The organism is Promicromonospora xylanilytica (assembly GCF_054782895.1).
The window spans coordinates 243,533-259,672 of the sequence record NZ_BAAGRP010000004.1; the positions used below are offsets into that span (position 1 = coordinate 243,533).

The following is a 16,140-nucleotide window of genomic DNA, read 5'->3' on the forward strand; positions in this document are numbered from 1 at the left end:
CTTTTCACAAGCCCGCTATCGTTCTTGACGTGACTTCTTACCACCAGAGCGCCCCGCGTCCGACCGAAGAGGTAGACGTCGCGCTGATCGGCGGAGGGATCATGAGTGCCACGCTCGGCGCGCTGCTCACGATCCTCGAGCCGACCTGGCGTATCGGAATCTACGAGCGGCTCGACGAGGTAGCGCTCGAGTCGTCGAACCCGTGGAACAACGCGGGCACCGGCCACTCCGCGCTGTGCGAGCTGAACTACACGCCCGAGCGCAAGGACGGCTCCGTCGACATCTCCAAGGCGGTGACGATCAACGAGCAGTTCCACACCTCCCGCGAGTTCTGGAACCACCTGCTGACCGCCGGGCTGATGGAGGGCACGGACTTCATCAACGTCACGCCGCACATGACGTTCGTGCGCGGCGCCGACAACGTCGACTTCCTGCGTCGCCGCTACGAGGCCCTGAGTGTGCACCCGCTGTTCAGCGACATGGAGTTCAGCTCGGACCCGGCCGTCATCGGCCGCTGGGCGCCGCTGATGACCCTGGACCGCGACACCGACGAGCCGATCGCCGCGACCCGCGCCGCCGCGGGGACCGACGTCGACTTCGGCTCCCTCACCAAGAAGCTCGTCGACTTCTCGACCGCGCACAACACCGAGCTGCACCTGAACCACGAGGTCCGCGGGCTCAAGAAGCTCCGCGACGGCCGCTGGCGCCTGAACCTGCGTGACCGTTCCTGGAACGCCGGGACCCGGCGCCGCACCGTCACCGCCAAGTTCGTGTTCGTCGGTGCCGGCGGTGGCGCGCTGCCGCTGCTGCAGGCGTCGGGCATCAAGGAGGCGCGCGGTTACGGCGGCTTCCCGATCTCGGGCGAGTTCCTGCGCACGGACAACCCGGAGATCGTCGCCCAGCACCAGGCCAAGGTCTACGGCAAGGCCGACGTCGGCGCACCGCCGATGTCGGTGCCCCACCTGGACACGCGCATCGTGGACGGCAAGAGCTACCTGATGTTCGGCCCGTACGCCGGGTTCAGCCCCAAGTACCTCAAGAAGGGCAAGTACCTGGGCCTGGTCACGTCGCTGCGGGCGCACAACGTGTTCTCGATGCTCGGCGCGGGCGTGAAGAACCTCGACCTCACCGGCTACCTGGTGGGCCAGGTCGCGGCCGCCCCGGAGACCAAGTTCCACGAGCTGCAGCGGTTCATGCCGACGGCGCAGCCGGGCGACTGGGAGAAGATCACCGCCGGCCAGCGCGTCCAGGTCATCAAGTGGGTCAAGGGCAAGGGCGGCGTGCTCGAGTTCGGCACCGAGGTCGTGGCGGCCCAGGACGGCACCATCGCCGGCCTGCTGGGCGCCTCACCGGGTGCCTCGACCGCCGTCGCGGCCATGACCGGGCTGCTGGAGCGCTGCTTCCCCGAGAAGTACGGCGAGTGGAAGCCGCAGCTCACCTCGATGATGCCCAGCCTTGGCGGCGGCGCGGACTACGACACGGGCCAGCTCACCGGCGGTTTCGACCAGCGGGTCCCCGCGGGGGCCTGAGCCTCGGCGGTTTCGGAGCCACCGAACGTAGGGGTGGTCGCACTCTCAGCCCCGGGAGAGCGACCACCCCTACGTTCGTCCGGCGCCCCCGGGCGGAGCCGCCCGCTCACCACCCAGCGGGCCGGCCGGCAGCTCGCGCATCCTCGCCAACGGCGAGAGCAGCACGCTCCACGTGGCCAGGCAGTGGACCGCCGCCATCAGCAGGATGGTCTCGCGGACGCCGAGCACACCGCCGAGCCACCCCGCCGTGATGCCCGCGACGGGCATGGTGCCGAAGTTGACCACCTGCATCACGGTCATCACGCGCCCGCGAAGCCCGGCCGGCACGTAGCGGATCCGCCACGCGTTGCGGACCACGTTGCCCGCCACCACGCACAGGCCGACCAGGAAGCCGCCGGCGCCGCTGATCGCCGCGCCCCACCCTGGTAGCCCCGCGCCGACGAGCAGGGCCGTGGGGCCGGAGACCACGAGCAGGACGGTGGAGGCCCGCCCGCTCCCGAGGCGCGCGCTCAGGGACGGGGCGACGACGGCGCCGAGCACCCCACCCGCGCCGGCGAGCGCGAGCACTGCGCCGACACCCGCCTCGGAGAGCCCGAGGTCGCGCACCAGGAACAGGACCAGAAGCGCTCCGTAACCGGTGAGCCCGAAGTTCGACGCACCGCCCATGCCGACGAACCACGGGATGTAGCGGTCCCGGCGGACGAGCTCGACCCCTTCCCGGATGCGCGCCGCGAGCGGTTCGGCCCGGCCGGCGGCACGGCTGACCGAGCGCTCCATCTTGATGCGCCACAGGCACAGCGCCGACCAGAGGAACGTCACCGCGTCGAGCGCGAGCCCGAGTGCCGCCGTCAGCCACTGCGCCAGCAGGCCACCGAGACCCGGACCGGCGACGTTCGCTGCGGACTCGGTGCCGAAGAGGCGTGCGCTCGCCGACTCGAGCTGGCCCGCCGGCACCACCTCGGGCAGGAACACCTGGTAGGCCGTGCGGAAGAACACGGTGCAGATCCCGCCCACCATGCCGACCACCACGAGCTGAGGCAGGGTGAGGACGCCGAGTGCGAACGCCACGGGCACGCTCGCGAGCGAGACGGCGGCCGCCAGGTTCGCGACGATCATCACTGTCCGGGCAGGGAGCCGGTCGACCCACGCCCCCACCGGCAGCCCGATCACCAGCCACGGCAGCCACGCCGCCGCGGTGATCAGGCCCATCCAGGCCGGCCCGGCGTCGAGCTGCGTCACCGCGAGCAGGGGCAGCAGCGCCGAGGTGGTCGCGTTGCCCACCACGCTCACGCCCTCCCCCAGCCACAGGAGGCCGAAGGCACGGTTGCGCGCGAGGGACACGGTGGCACCCGGAAGAGCGGTCGACGTCGTCATGCGAGCACGCTATACCTACAACAGTATTTGTACAACGCTTCTTGTGGACCTCCCGAGGCGTCAGGGACGGGACGGGAACGCCCGCGCGAACAGGAACACGTGCTCGCGCTCCTCCTCGGCCGGCCCCGGCTCGGCCCGGCTCCCCCGCTCCTTCCACCGCAGCACCAGCTCGTTGATCTCGTCCCCCAGCTCCTGCAGCTCGTCCGGCGTGAGGCGCAACCAGCTGTCCGTCGAGAGCTCGGCCCTGCTCCACGCGTCGTCCGTCTCGGGGCGCTCCAGCCAGGTACGGGCACGTTCCACCTGACGCGCCAGCATGAACTCCTCTGCGGCCACCGCCTGGCGCTGGCTCTCGGCGTCCTGCGGCAGGGTCGACCGGCCCCAGGTGATGGATCGTGCCGCCCGGCGCCACCAGCGTTCGCGCCGGTCGCGGGCCAGCTCCGGCGCCACCTCGACGAGCCCGGCGGACTCCATGACCCGCATGTGGTGGCTGATGCTCCCGACGGCGAGCCCCGTGCGCTCCGCGAGCGCCGACGCCGTGGCGGGGCCCTGCGCCGTCAACGAGTCGAGCAGGCGGGAGCGAGCCGGGTTGGCCAGGGCAGCGAGCGCCCGGGCCTCGGTGAGCGTGCGGACGTCGTCGGAAGCCATGCAGGCAGGGTAGGTCAGCGTCGTCGCCGCCGTCCCAGCGGCCCCGGACGGGCTACCGCGCGGCCAGCCCCGCCAGCCGCCCGGCCCAGCGGTCGAGCAGCGCGTCCACCGTCTCGACGGCGACGTCGGTGTGCGGCATGCGCGCCCGCACCGCCACGCCGTCGTCGGTGCGCGACACCCAGAGCTGCAGGTCGTCGGCCCGGGTCGCCGCGGAGACGTGGTGCGCCCGCCGCTCGGCCGCCGCGGCGTGCCCCGGCAGCCGCCGGTAGTCGAGGTAGGACACCTGGAAGATGTCCACGCGCGGGAACCGCAGCGGCGCCGGCAGCGACACGACCACCTGTTCGAGCGGTACCGCCGACAGCTCCCGCGCCGCCCGGACCGCCTTGCCGGTGGCGGCGAGCGCCGTGTCCGGCACGCCACCGACCCTGACGGGAGCGCCCGGAGCGCCGGCCTCGATGCGCAGCGGCACCGTGGTCGTGTACCAGCCGACCGCCCGGCGCGCCGCGGCGTCGTCCCGGGTGTGCACCGGCAGGAGCGTGCGCAGCTCGGTGGGGCCGCCGAGGTCCGCCACGGCCTGGGCTAGCGTGGCCAGCACGGCCGCCGACGTCGACGCGCCGGCTCCCCTGGCACGCGCGGCCAGCGCGGCGGTCACGCCGGCGTCGGTCAGCCGGCGTACGACGGTGCGCTGCGGGACTCGCTCGCCGTCGGGCACGCCGAGCGGGAGCGGGAAGGTGGGCAGGGCCCAGTCCTGGTCGCGCAGGAACCCGTGCCAGGTGGCGAGCCGCGGGTCGTCGGCGGACACGACACCGGGGCCGGGCGCCGCGGCGGCCCCGGACGTGGCGGCGACGCCCGGCCGGCGTGCGCCGCGCGCCTCCACGGTGTGCGGCGCGACGCCGCCGGACGACCCCGGCGCGCCCCCGGCGTGTGCGGCATACCGCGCGGCCAGCTCGTCGACGACGACGGTGGTGGACCACGCGTCGGTGTGCAGGTGGTCCATGCCGAGCACGACGGTGGACCGGTCGGGGCGGCTGACCGCCGCGGGGAGGAAGGCCGGTTAGCCGAAGGGCGCGCACCGCCGGCCGAGCTCGGCGACCAGCCGGTCGCGGGTGGCCTGGACCGTCCGGGTGGCCGGCGCGTCGTCGCGTCGCCAGACGAGAGCGGAGGGGTCGTGCCGCACCAGGCCGACGTCACCGGTGTCGCCGTCCCCGTCGCGTGCCCCGCCTGGCCGGCGGACCGCCTCGTCCCGGAGCGCGGGGTGCGCCGCCACGAGGTCACGGAACGCGGCCTCGAGCGCGCCGACGTCGACGGGCCCGTCGACGTCGAACGCGGCGGCGATCCACACGCTCGGCTCGCCGGCCACCGCCCCGAGCAGGTGGTTGCGCTGGTTGAAGGTCAGCGGCGCCGGAGCGGGCGCCTGGTCCGCGCCCGGCCGCACGTCCCACAGCACCAGCCGGCCGGGAGCGGGCTGCCAGAGGTCAGCCGAGACGACCCGCACCACTCGCCTCCAGGCGCTCGTCGGTCAGGCGCTCGTCCGTCACGCGCTCGTCCGTCGCGCCGTCCGCACCGGCTGCCGCCCGGAACGTGGCGGTCAGCTCGGCCACGTAGCGGTCGACGGCGGCCTGCGCCGCCGGGGCGTCCGGGGTCTGCGTGACGAGGTACAGCCGCTCGTGGTCGCGGTTGATCCACAGGGAGGCGTTGGCGGTGCGGCCCTCCCCGGTGAAGTGCAGCCCGCGGTCGTAGGCGGGCCGCCCGACGCCGGGAAACCGCCGCAGGTCCAGGTAGCTGATCAGCTGCGGGCTGCCGAGGGAGGCGGGGTCCAGCACGCCGCCGGCCAGCATGACGCCGAGCGCGGCGTGCACCGGGACGCCCGCCACCATTCTGGCCTGCCGGAACGCCGCGTCCGCCGCTGGCAGCACGTCGGCGAGGCACGTCCGCGCACCGTCGTGGGCCACCGGGAACGTGACCGGCGCGAAGTTGCACAGCCAGCCCTGCGTGGTCTCGAACCCCTGGCCGCGCGTGCCCACCACGGTGACGCCGAACCAGTCGGACGCCCCGGTCAGCCGGGTGTCCGTGAGGGCGATCGCCGCGAACACCGCACCGGTGAACCGGGTGCCGTGCGCGGCGGCCAGCGAGTCGAGGCGGGCGAGGCCGTCGGCATCGAGGAGGGTCGCCGACCGGATCAGCACCGGCGCGGTCTCCCCCGGTGCCAGCCCGAGGTCCAGCGCGAAGGCGGGCAGCCGCCCGTCGTGCGCGGTCACGGCGTCCGCCCAGGCGCGGATCTCGGGGGCGTCCGCCGGGGTCGCGGCGGCGAGGGCGTGCTCGGCCCGGGCGTGGGCGAGGAACGAGCGGAAGGTGCCTGGCTCGGTCCGCACCTCGTCCGAGCCGCTGCCGGCGGCCGACCCGGACCCGAGCTCCTGCGCGTACAGCTCCTCGAGCTCGCTGAGCACCATCAGCTGCGACGCGCCGTCGGTGAACGCGTGGTCGCACCCCCAGAACAGGCCGAACCCGTCGTCGGCGGCCACGGCCCCGAGGACGAACGGCGCCCAGGAGTCGGGACGGCACGCGGCGTCGAACGTCTCGGTGAGGTGGGCGGTCAGCCAGTCGTCCCACGAGCGGCCGGGTGCGGGCGCGAACGCCGGGACGTCGACCGTCTCGAAGTCGACGACCGCTGCAGGCACCAGGTGGCGTACCGGCCCGCCGCCGTCGGGGCGGGCGTCGACGTCGAACCAGGTGCGCAGGCCCTCGTGCCGCCGGACCAGCCGGGTCAGCGCGCCGGCCAGGGCCGCTCGGTCGAGCGTGCCGTCCAGGTGGGTCGCCGTGCCGGTCCAGGCGCGGTGGCGCCCGCCGTCCGCCCGGCGTGCGGCGAAGGCGCGCAGGTGGTCACCCTGCAGGAACGACGGCGGCCCCGGGTCCACCGGTGCCTCCGCCGCCGCGGCGACCGTCTCCACCGTCGGCCGGACGTGCAGCACCTGGCCGGGCGGCGTGGTCCAGGTGCCCATGGCGCCGAGGATCATGCGACCGCCTCCCTGCTGCCGTGTGCCCCGAAGGCCTGGAAGGAGCCGCGCAGCTCGTCGATCAGCGCGTCCATCGCGGCGTGCGCCTCGGGGGTGTCCGGGTACCGGGTGGAGACGTTGAGCCCGTCGTGGGTGCGCAGGAACCATAGGTAGAGCTCGTCGGTGCCGTACGCGGGGCTGCGCAGGGTCCTGGCCCGCCACGCGCTCCAGCGTTCCGCACCCGGCACGAACCGCGTGTCGACGTACGAGACGGCGAAGTGAGGGCTGTCGGTGATGCCGCCGAGCTCCGCGATCCGCGCGAACGAGTACCGCACCAGAGGCTTGCCCGCCACGACCGCCGCGTGCACGCGCTCGACGGCGGCGGTCAGCGCGCTGCCGTCGACCACGCGGGCCGGGCCGTCCCGGCCGGTGCCGACGTCGCGCAGGACCGGGTCCACGCCGTCGAGGTCGAGGTCGACGGGGCACAGGCCGACGTACCAGCCGACGGCGGCCGCGTGCTGCGGCGCGTACCGGGTGTGCATGGGCAGCACGAACCGCAGCCGGTCGAGCCCGTGCACCCGGCGCGCGGCGTGGGCGAACGCGGCCAGCACCCCGGACTGGGCCGACGCGCCGCGGGCCCGGCTGCGGGCGCTCAGGTCGTCGGTCTGGTCGACGGTGGCCAGCCACGCCGACCGGGACGCCTGCGGGCGGCCCGCCTCGTCGGGGTCGGCGGCGGGGCGGGTCACGCCGCCGTAGCGGGGGAAGCCGCGATCCGGGCCCAGGAAGTCGAGCCAGCGGCGCACGGGCTCGCCGTCGGCGGCCAGCGTCATCGCGAGCTTGCGGTCCTCTGCCGAGAAGTCGACGTGCGAACCGACCTCCAGCGCACGCAGCTCCGCGTCGGCGACGCCCCGGCGGGCGGCGTCGTACAGCGAGACGATCTCCTCGAACCAGAGCAGCTGGGAGTAGGCGTCCATCACCGAGTGGTCGGCGCCGAACGCGAGCACGAAGTGGTCCTCGTCCGCCGGCTCGACGGTCGCCAGGACGCAGTGCGGCCAGGCGGTGGGCGAGACGTCGGCGAGCAGGCTCGGCAGCAGGGCCGTCACCTGGCCGGCCGTCAGGTCGCCGACCACCAGGTCCCGCACGGCGACGGCCTCGGCGGGAGCGGTCACCCGGCGCCAGCCGCCGCCCGTGCCGCGCGTGACGGTGGTGCGCAGCACCTCGTGACGGCTCATCCACGCGTGGATCGCCCGGCGCAGCGGCTCGCGCTCGTACGGGCCCGGCACCCGCAGCACGGACCCGATCCAGGAGCCCGGCTCGGAGTCGCGCAGGTGTGCCTCGTGCCCGGGCGACAGGTCCCTGGGGTCCTGCTGCCAGCGTCCGGCGTCGGCGCGCGGTGCCCACGACGTGACGGTCCCGGCCGGCAGGTCGTAGGCCGCGAGCTCGGTGTATTCCATGCGGTCGGGTCCCTCGATCGGTGATGTGGACACGGCCAGCACGACGTCGGACGAGTTTCCGCGGCCCCTTGCGGCGACCTTTATACCGGATATAGCGGGTGAAAGTCAGCCTCATGGGTATGGTTCACCCGAACACGACGGCTGCCCCTGGGCCGGGGGCGCCCCGAAACGGAGGAACGCGTGCCGAACCCGCCGTCCGCACTACGGCTGCAGTTTGCCGACGACATGTTCCTGCGCCGGCACGACAGCGGAGCCAGCCCTGCCGTGAACCAGGTGCTGTGGCGCCTCGACGGCCCGTACGACGCGGGCCGCCTGCGCGACCTGGCCGACGGCATCGCCGCCGGGTCGCTGCACCGGCGGGTGGTGCGCGCCCGCGTGCCCGGCGCGCGGCACCGGTGGGCGCCCGCCGGCACCCTGCCCGTGCTCGACCTGCAGACGGCGGCGGTGACCGAGCCCGCGATCGGCGCCTGGGCCCAGGCGCAGGCCGACCTGCCGCTCGACCCGGCGAACGGCAGGTCCTGGCGGCTCGCCGCCGCGGACGTGGCGGCAGGGGGAACCGACGGCACGGGCTCCGTCGTGGGCGGGATCGTCTCCCTCACCTGCGCGCACGCCGTCGCCGACGGCGCCGCGCTGATCGACGCCGTCGTGCGCGCCTCGACGCACGCCGACCCGATCGTCGTGCCGGCACCGGAACGCGGACCACGAGCGCTCCTGGCGGACGCCACGGACGCGGCGGCCCAGGCCGCCGCCGTCGCGCGCTGGGCGCAGGCGAGGGCGCGGCAGGCGGCCCGCGAGCGCCGGGACGGTTCGGCACCGCAGGCCGGATCAGCACCACCGGCCGGGGCGGCCGAGACCCGCACTGCCGAGCCCCCGACCCCGGCGCCCACCGACGACGCCGGCTGGCGTGCCCCGGTGCTGCACGTCGAGCTCCCCGCCGACCGGGTCGTCCGGGCCGCCGCGGAGCACGGCGGGACGCCCAACACGTGGTTCGTGGCGTTCCTCGCCCGGCTCGTGCACGCCACCGGCCGGTTCCCCGGCGAGCCGGTGCCCGTCGCGCTGCCGGTGTCCACCCGCGGCGAGGAGGACCCGCGGGCCAACTCGACCAAGATCGCGCGCGTGACGGTCCCTGCCGACGTGCTCGCCGCGCGCGACCTCGGCTGGGTCCGCGCGGCCGCGAAGGAGGCGTACACCGCGGTCGGACAGCCGCCCGGGGTCGCTCCCGTGCCGCTCGAGCTGGTGCAGATGCTGCCCGACCCCGTCGTGAGCCGTCTGCCGCAGCCGCCGGTCGCCGCGGCCCTGGCGTCCAACCTCGGCACGCCGCCCGACGGGTACACACAGGCGCCGGGCGGCGCCGTGCGCGCGGTCGCCACCCTGTCGCACTACCAGGGCGCCTCGGCCGCTGAGCTGCGTGCCGCCGGGGGCGGGCTGGTCGCCTTCTGCACCACGGCCGGCCCGACGACGACGCTCAGCGTGGCGGCGCTGGACCCGGACCGGGTGGCCGACGCCGCGACGCTGCGCCGCCTGGTGCTCACCGAGACGGACGGCTGGCAGATCCCGGCGGTGCCCTGGTGAGGGCCGCGCGGGGCTCCGGCTCAGGCCCTGCTGGTGACCGGCCGAGCCTGCGGTCCGGCTCCGGCTCAGCCGCTGCTGGTGACCGCGTCGGCGGCCGCCGCGACGGCCCGATCGGGCGGCACGAGGCACGCACCCAGTGCGGTGGCGCGGGCCGCCGTGGCGCCGTCGAGCACCTCGGACAGGGCACCGGCGAGCACGCCCGGCTGCGCCAGGGTGCTGGCCCGGCGTGCTACACCGACCCCGGCGCCGCGCAGCAGCTCGCCCCACATCGGCTGGTCGGCGGAGTACCAGCCGACCACGGCGGGCAGTCCCGCTCGGAGCACCGCCGCCGTGGTCCCGGCCCCGCCGTGGTGCACGGCGGCGCGGCAGCGGGGCAGCACCGCCGCATGGTCGACCGCGCCGGTGACCCGCACCCGCCGCTCGTCCGGGACGACCGCACCGGCCCCCGCGAAGTCGTTCCACCCGGCGCTGACCAGCGCCCGCGCCCCGAGCTCCGCGCACGCGGCGTCGACGGCGGCGAGCAGGGCGGGCGGGTCGGCAACGGGCATCGAGCCGAACCCGACGTAGACGGGTGGCTCCCCGGCGTCCAGCCACGCGTCGAGGCCCGCGGCGGCGCCGGAGCCGGCCTCGCCGAGGCGGGCACGCGCGGCGTCGTCCAGGGCGAGGAAGCCGGTCAGCGGGCGGCGCGGACCCCACTCGTCGGCGAGCCCGGGGACGAGCGCCGGGTCGTAGGCCTGGACCTCCACCACCCCGGCGTCGCGCAGCCGTGCCGGCAGGTGCACCCGGGTCGCCGTCAGGCCGAGCTCGGCGCGCTGTTCGTTCTCGGCGCGGCGGGTCAGCCCCCAGCGGACCCGCTCCCCCAGCGCCCAGGCCGCCCGGGTGGCGCCCGGCCCGCGCAGCCCGCTCACCGGCGACACCACGGCGTTGGCCCGGACCGGGCAGTAGTGCAGTGCTGCCATGCCGAGTCCACGCCGCTCCGCGACGGCGGCGGCGACCTCCTGGCCGAGCAGCCCCGTCACCACCGTGTCGGCGCCACCGACGTGGTCCAGCAGGGCCAGCAGGCCGGTACGGAGCTCGTCCCAGCCCGCCGCGGCGACGTCCCGCAGCGCGTGCACCCGCCGCACCGGGTGCGCCGAGCGCATGTCCCGCCGCACCAGGTCGGAGCCCAGCAGCGCCGCCGAGTCGATGCCGAGCGGCACCGGGTCGAGTCCCAGCCGTTCGGCCAGCGGCACGAGGTTGGGCGCCACAGCGGTCACCACCTCGTGCCCGCGACGGCGCAGCTCCAGGCCGACGGCGAGGGCCGGCTGGACATCTCCTCGACTGCCCACCAGGGCCAGGACGTGACGCACGCGCGCACCCTACCCGTCAGCCACCCACCCGCCCAGGTACCCGTCAGCCACCCACCCGCCCAGGTACCCGTCAGCCACCCACCCGCCTGCCCGGCACCGGAGACACCGTGACCAGCCCAGCGACCCTCAGCGACCCGGCGGCCAGCAACCGCCTCACCTACGACGACGACCTCTTCCTGCGCACCCGGCGCGTGCTCGGGGTCGCGGTGGTGAACCAGACCGTCTGGCGGCTGCCCGCGCCGCTGGACGCCGCCGCCGTGCGCGCCCTGCACCGCGGCCTCGCCGACGGCCCGCTGCAGCGCGTGGTCCGTCCCGGCCGCCTCCCGGGCGCCAGGGCCCGCTGGTCCGCCTCCACCGTGGTGCTCGACCCCCTGGTCGAGGCCACCCCTGTGCCCGACGACGCCGTGCTCACCTGGGCCGACCGGCAGGCCCAGGCGAACCTCGATCCGGCCGGCGGCCCCACCTGGGCCCTCGCGGCGGCGCCGACCACGGGCGGAGGCAGCGTGCTCAGCTACGTGACGTCGCACGTGGTGGCCGACGGCGGCATGCACGTGGGTGCGCTCCAGGCCGCCGTCGCCGCGGCCGGGTTCCGGGCGGACGACGCCGGGGTGCTCGCCTCGCCGTCGGGCGTCCGCCGCCTGCCGAGGGAGGGCGAGCGCATCCGCACCGGACTCGTGGCCGACCTGCGGGACGCCGGCGGCCAGGCCCGCGCGGCCGTCGGCGGCCTGCGGCACGCGGCGCGGCAGGGCCCGGTGCCGCCGCTGCTCGCGCAGCAGTCGGCGGACCGACCCCGGCCGGCGCCCCGCACCGACGACGCCCAGCCCGCGCACCCGCCGGTCGTGGTGGTCGACACCGACGCGTCGACCTGGCACCGTGCCGCCCACGCGGCCGGCGGTACGGCGAACAGCCTGCTGATCGCGGTGTGCACGGAGATCCTGCTCGCCGCGGGGGCCGCGACCGCCGGTATGCCCGTGCGCGTCTCCGTGCCCGTCAGCCTGCGCGGCAAGGGAGACCTCCGGTCCAACGCGACGTCGGGGGTGTCCATCGCCGTCGACACCACCGTGACCCCAGCGCCCGAGCGCGCCGGGGTGGTGGCCGACCTGGCTCAGGTCCGGACCAGCGCCGCGGCCGAGTTCCGGGCCCTGACGTCCGGCACGCGGGTCGACACGCTCGGCCCGCTGAAGCCGCTCCTGCAGATGGTGCCCGACGCCGTCGCGAAGCGCGCCGCGCGGGACGCCACCGCGCCGCTCTGCCTGGCCTCGAACCTGGGCCGGTTGCCCGCGTCGTTCGCGGCGCCGCTGGGCGTGCCCGCCTCCGGCGTGCTCATGCGCGGCGTCACGCAGGGGCTCACCCGTGGGCGGCTGCGCCAGATGCGCGGCGGCCTGGACTGCTGGTGGTCGGAGCACGACGGCGTGGCGACCCTCGTGGTGCTCGGGCTGGACGTCGAGCGGCTCGGCGAGCCCGCTCAGGTGAGAGCGGCGGTGGAGACCGTGTACGCCCGCCGCGCCCTCCCGTCCCGCTTCTGGTGACCCGGTGCCCCTGGTGGCCCGCCGCTACGCGGGCAGGTGGAGCGGGGGGTGGCTCTCCGCGCCGGCCACCGGGCCGGGCCTGGTCGACCGCCGGCCCCGGAGCGTCGCCAGCACACCGGCCGACGCCGCGGCGAACGCCAGCGCGCCGAACCCGGTGGCCCAGCCGTCCAGGTCGATCGTCACGGCGAAGGCGACGATGGCACCCACCGGCCCTGCCATGCCGACGACCACCGAGAAGCGGGTCAGGCGCAGGGCGCGGGCCGTCCGGGCGACACACCAGCCCACCCCGGCCCAGGTGAGCAGCGTCAGGGCGGCGCCGCCGAGCGAGGCGAACACCTCGCCGCCGTTGTGGGCACCCTCGGGGGACCCGAAGTAGAAGAGCTCCGTGGTCGCGACGAGCACCAGGAACCCCACGATCGTGACCGTTCCGGTCACGAGAGAGCGTGTCAACACTCGGCCTCCGCACTGAGGGACTACACCGGGCTTTCCTGGCGCACCCCTTTATACCAACCCGTTACCGCGCCATGTCAGCGCGTCACCTTCAATTCACCCACACATGACGTCCCGAATGCAAAAGAGCACCGGTGGATCAGCAGGTCACAGCGCCTGGACGATCAGTTCTACCTGGTCCTTCGCGTCGCCGAACAGCATGGCGGTGTTCTCACGGAAGAACAATGGATTCTGCACGCCCGCGTAGCCCGTCGCCATGGACCGTTTGAAGACGACCACCTCACGAGCCTGCCACACCTCGAGCACCGGCATGCCCGCGATGGGCGACGCCGGGTCGTCCTGGGCGGCGGGGTTGACCGTGTCGTTGGCACCGATCACCAGCACGACGTCCGTGCCGGGGAGGTCGCCGTTGATCTCGTCCATGCCGAGCACCTGGTCGTACGGCACCTTGGCCTCGGCGAGCAGCACGTTCATGTGGCCGGGCAGCCGGCCGGCCACGGGGTGGATGCCGAACCGCACCACGGTCCCGCGGGCCGTGAGGCGGGCCACCAGGTCGGCCACCGGGTACTGGGCCTTCGCCACCGCCATGCCGTAGCCGGGCACCACGACCACCGAGCGCGCGGCGGTCAGCCGGTCGGCCACCTCGAGCGCCGTGGTCTCGCGGTGTGTGCCCTGCTCGGTGTCACCGCCGGGCGCCGAGACGCCCGGCTCCGCGCCGAAACCGCCAAGGATCACGCTCACGAACGACCGGTTCATCGCGCGGCACATGAGGTAGCTGAGGATCGCACCGGAGGACCCGACCAGTGCGCCCGTGATGATCAGCAGGTCGTTGCCCAGCATGAAGCCCGCCGCCGCGGCGGCCCACCCGGAGTAGGAGTTCAGCATCGAGACGACGACGGGCATGTCGCCCCCACCGATCGCCGCCACCAGGTGCCAGCCGAGAGCCAGCGCCACCACGGTCATGAGCACCAGCGGCAGGAGCCCGGAACGGCCCGCCGCCAGGAACCACCAGAGCAGGCCGGCACACACCACGACGGCGCCGAGGTTGAGCCAGTTGCGGCCGGGCAGCATGAGCGGCGACGACCGCAGCCGCGCCGACAGCTTGCCGAACGCCACCACGGAGCCGGTGAACGTCACGGCCCCGATCAGCACGCCGACGAACACCTCGACGAGGTGCACGGTGCCGCCTGAACCGGTGCCGGGGTCGCTCAGGTAGGACCCGAAGCCCACGAGCACCGCCGCGGCGCCGACGAACGAGTGCAGCAGCGCGATGAGCTCCGGCATCTGCGTCATCTCGACGGTCCGGGCCCGCCACGTGCCCACGGCGGCTCCCACCACGAGCACCAGCAGGATCAGCCCCGCCGTCTGGCCGGCGGGCCGCTCGGACCGGTCCAGCGCGAGTGCGACGGTCGCCGCCAGCGCGATCCCCATGCCGGTCATGCCGAGCAGCACGCCACGCCGTGCGGTCTCCTGCTTCGAGAGCCCGGCGAGGGAGAGCACGAACAGCACCGCTGCCACCAGGTAGACGGCCTGGACCACGGACTCGACGGTCATCGGACGCTCCCGCCCGTGGCGCCGCGCGGTCCGGCCCCGCTGCCGGGAGCGTCGGGCGGGGCACCCCGGTGGAACATCCCGAGCATGCGGTGGGTCACGAGGAACCCGCCGAAGATGTTGATGCTCGCGACCGCGGACGCCAGCACCGCCAGCGTGCTGACCACGGGGTCGGCCGAGCCGATCTGCAGCATCCCCCCGACCAGGATGATCCCGGAGATGGCGTTCGTCTGGGACATCAGCGGGGTGTGCAGGGCGTGGCTGACGTGCGAGATCACGTAGAACCCGACCACGACGGCGAGCGCCAGCACGGTGAAGTGCGCCGCCTGGTCGGCGGGTGAGGCGGCCACGGCGAGCGCGGCCAGGACCGCGCCGAGCACCAGCAGCCCGGTCCGGGTCGCCGGCCGCAGCCCGCCCTGCGCGGGCCGGTCCGGTCCGGAGCCTGTCGTTTCGGCGGCGCCGGGCGCCGGGGGCGCGTCGACCGGCGGCCGGGCGACCGCGGAGGAGACGGCCACCGGAGGCGGCGGCCACAGCACCTCGCCGCCCGCCGCGACGGTCATGCCGCGCACGACGACGTCGGCCGGGTCGAGCGCGAGCCGACCGTCCTTCTCCGGCGTGCCGAGCTGGACCAGGTTGGCGACCGCGGTGCCGAGCAGCTCGGAGGTGTGCCGGGGCATGCGGTCCGGCAGGTCGGTCCAGCCGAGGATCACCACGCCGTTGTCACTGACCACGCGCTGCCCCGGCACGGTCAGCTCGCAGTTGCCGCCGCCCGGCGCCGCGAGGTCGACGATCACGCTGCCCGGCCGCATGGCCGCGACCATCTCGGCGGTGATGGTCGTGGGCGCGGTCCCGCGCACCAGCGCGGTCGTGACGACGATGTCCGCCGCGGCGGTCTCGGCGCCGTAGACCCGCAGGGCCGCCGCCTCCTGGTCGGTGGTGAGCGCCGAGGCGTACCCGTCGGCGCTGACCTGCTGCGCGGCGTCGTCGGCGCGGACGACCGTCGCACCCATGGACTCGATCTGCTCGGCGACCTCCGGCCGCACGTCGAAGGCGCGCACCTGGGCGCCGAGGCTGCCCGCCGCGCCGATCGCCGCGAGGCCCGCCACTCCGGCACCGATCACGAACACGTTGGCGGGCGGGGTCGTGCCGGCCGCGGTCACCTGGCCGGAGAACATGCCGCCGAACTCGGCGGCCGCCTCGACCACTGCCCGGTAGCCGGCCACGTTCGACAGGGCGCTCAGCACGTCGAGCGACTGGGCGCGCGAGATGCGCGGTACGGCGTCGAGGGCGAGGGCGGTGACACCGCGGTTGGCCAGCGCGCGCACCAGGTCGGGGCGGGCGGCCGGGGCGATCTGCGCGATCAGGATCGCGCCGATCCGCAGCCCGTCCGGGCCTCGCGCGCCCGGCCGCAGCCCTGCCGGGCCAGGTGTGGCCAGCGCGTCCGGCGCTCGGGTGACCGCCACGATGTCGGCGGCCCACGCCTCGGCGTCGGACACCACGGCAGCGCCCGCGGCCTCGTACGCCGTGTCGGGAAAGCCGGCTCCTGCGCCGGCGCCCGTCGCGACGGACACGTGGTAGCCGAGCCCGACGAGCCGGGCGGTGGTCGTCGGGGTGGCGGGCACGAGCGGCCCGCCGTCGTCCGGGATACCGATGCGCATGTGGCCCTCCTCGCTCACGTGCGCAACCTACCGCCT

13 protein-coding genes are annotated in these 16,140 nt (G+C 75.3%); 3 read left to right on the forward strand and 10 right to left on the reverse strand.

Annotation, left to right across the window (positions count from 1 at the left end; all coding sequences use genetic code 11):
* Positions 1-29: 29 nt before the first annotated feature.
* Positions 30-1,529 carry a malate dehydrogenase (quinone) gene (gene mqo, locus ACYVK7_RS06070; RefSeq protein WP_460886783.1) on the forward strand — a complete coding sequence of 500 codons (1,500 nt, stop codon included), beginning with the start codon at positions 30-32 and terminating at the stop codon, positions 1,527-1,529.
* A 69-nt stretch (positions 1,530-1,598) separates the two neighbouring features.
* Here the strand turns inward: mqo and ACYVK7_RS06075 are convergent, their stop codons facing one another.
* Genes ACYVK7_RS06075 through ACYVK7_RS06100 form a run of 6 tightly spaced genes read right to left on the reverse strand, consistent with a single transcriptional unit; the run spans position 1,599 to position 7,995 of the window.
* Positions 1,599-2,903, reverse strand: a complete 1,305-nt coding sequence (locus ACYVK7_RS06075; RefSeq protein WP_460886784.1) for an MFS transporter — start codon at positions 2,901-2,903, stop codon at positions 1,599-1,601.
* Between the two features lie 60 nt (positions 2,904-2,963).
* A complete protein-coding gene (locus ACYVK7_RS06080) occupies positions 2,964-3,548 on the reverse strand; it encodes an ArsR/SmtB family transcription factor (RefSeq protein WP_460886785.1) in 585 nt (194 codons plus the stop codon).
* 52 nt (positions 3,549-3,600) lie between these two features.
* Positions 3,601-4,545, reverse strand: a complete 945-nt coding sequence (locus ACYVK7_RS06085) for a condensation domain-containing protein (protein WP_460886786.1) — start codon at positions 4,543-4,545, stop codon at positions 3,601-3,603.
* Between the two features lie 57 nt (positions 4,546-4,602).
* The gene (locus ACYVK7_RS06090; RefSeq protein WP_460886787.1) at positions 4,603-5,043 is read right to left on the reverse strand and encodes a hypothetical protein; all 441 of its coding nucleotides are present in this window, start codon (positions 5,041-5,043) and stop codon (positions 4,603-4,605) included.
* Positions 5,024-6,562: a hypothetical protein gene (locus ACYVK7_RS06095; RefSeq protein WP_460886788.1), complete on the reverse strand. Its 1,539-nt coding sequence runs from the start codon at positions 6,560-6,562 to the stop codon at positions 5,024-5,026. Before ACYVK7_RS06095 ends, ACYVK7_RS06090 begins: the two co-directional genes overlap by 20 nt.
* Positions 6,559-7,995 (reverse strand): condensation domain-containing protein, encoded by a 1,437-nt coding sequence (locus tag ACYVK7_RS06100; RefSeq protein ID WP_460886789.1) that lies wholly within the window; start codon positions 7,993-7,995, stop codon positions 6,559-6,561. Before ACYVK7_RS06100 ends, ACYVK7_RS06095 begins: the two co-directional genes overlap by 4 nt.
* Positions 7,996-8,175: 180 nt before the next feature.
* On the opposite strand from ACYVK7_RS06100, the gene ACYVK7_RS06105 reads away from it, so the two are divergent.
* Positions 8,176-9,567 (forward strand): hypothetical protein, encoded by a 1,392-nt coding sequence (locus ACYVK7_RS06105; protein ID WP_460886790.1) that lies wholly within the window; start codon positions 8,176-8,178, stop codon positions 9,565-9,567.
* Positions 9,568-9,632: 65 nt separating this feature from the next.
* Here the strand turns inward: ACYVK7_RS06105 and ACYVK7_RS06110 are convergent, their stop codons facing one another.
* Positions 9,633-10,916 (reverse strand): glycosyltransferase, encoded by a 1,284-nt coding sequence (locus ACYVK7_RS06110; RefSeq protein WP_460886791.1) that lies wholly within the window; start codon positions 10,914-10,916, stop codon positions 9,633-9,635.
* Between the two features lie 107 nt (positions 10,917-11,023).
* Here ACYVK7_RS06110 and ACYVK7_RS06115 point away from each other — a divergent pair, with 107 nt between their 5' ends.
* Positions 11,024-12,445, forward strand: a complete 1,422-nt coding sequence (locus ACYVK7_RS06115) for a hypothetical protein (RefSeq protein WP_460886792.1) — start codon at positions 11,024-11,026, stop codon at positions 12,443-12,445.
* A 24-nt stretch (positions 12,446-12,469) separates the two neighbouring features.
* Here the strand turns inward: ACYVK7_RS06115 and ACYVK7_RS06120 are convergent, their stop codons facing one another.
* From ACYVK7_RS06120 to ACYVK7_RS06130, 3 genes are all read right to left on the reverse strand, one after another.
* Positions 12,470-12,880, reverse strand: a complete 411-nt coding sequence (locus tag ACYVK7_RS06120; protein ID WP_460886793.1) for a hypothetical protein — start codon at positions 12,878-12,880, stop codon at positions 12,470-12,472.
* 162 nt (positions 12,881-13,042) lie between these two features.
* On the reverse strand, positions 13,043-14,449 hold the full coding sequence (gene pntB, locus ACYVK7_RS06125) for a Re/Si-specific NAD(P)(+) transhydrogenase subunit beta (protein WP_460886794.1): 1,407 nt from the start codon (positions 14,447-14,449) through the stop codon (positions 13,043-13,045).
* The gene (locus ACYVK7_RS06130; protein ID WP_460886942.1) at positions 14,446-16,104 is read right to left on the reverse strand and encodes a Re/Si-specific NAD(P)(+) transhydrogenase subunit alpha; all 1,659 of its coding nucleotides are present in this window, start codon (positions 16,102-16,104) and stop codon (positions 14,446-14,448) included. The genes pntB and ACYVK7_RS06130 overlap by 4 nt, the downstream gene beginning before the upstream one ends.
* Positions 16,105-16,140: the final 36 nt, after the last annotated feature.

What these genes read in the sequence shown, in the direction of transcription:
- ACYVK7_RS06075 (WP_460886784.1), bottom strand. Translation starts at nt 2,903, where the DNA reads ATGACGACGTCGACCGCTCTTCCGGGTGCCACCGTGTCCCTCGCGCGC.
- ACYVK7_RS06080 (WP_460886785.1), bottom strand. Translation starts at nt 3,548, where the DNA reads ATGGCTTCCGACGACGTCCGCACGCTCACCGAGGCCCGGGCGCTCGCT.
- ACYVK7_RS06085 (WP_460886786.1), bottom strand. Translation starts at nt 4,545, where the DNA reads ATGGACCACCTGCACACCGACGCGTGGTCCACCACCGTCGTCGTCGAC.
- ACYVK7_RS06095 (WP_460886788.1), bottom strand. Translation starts at nt 6,562, where the DNA reads ATGATCCTCGGCGCCATGGGCACCTGGACCACGCCGCCCGGCCAGGTG.
- ACYVK7_RS06100 (WP_460886789.1), bottom strand. Translation starts at nt 7,995, where the DNA reads ATGGAATACACCGAGCTCGCGGCCTACGACCTGCCGGCCGGGACCGTC.
- pntB (WP_460886794.1), bottom strand. Translation starts at nt 14,449, where the DNA reads ATGACCGTCGAGTCCGTGGTCCAGGCCGTCTACCTGGTGGCAGCGGTG.
- ACYVK7_RS06130 (WP_460886942.1), bottom strand. Translation starts at nt 16,104, where the DNA reads ATGCGCATCGGTATCCCGGACGACGGCGGGCCGCTCGTGCCCGCCACC.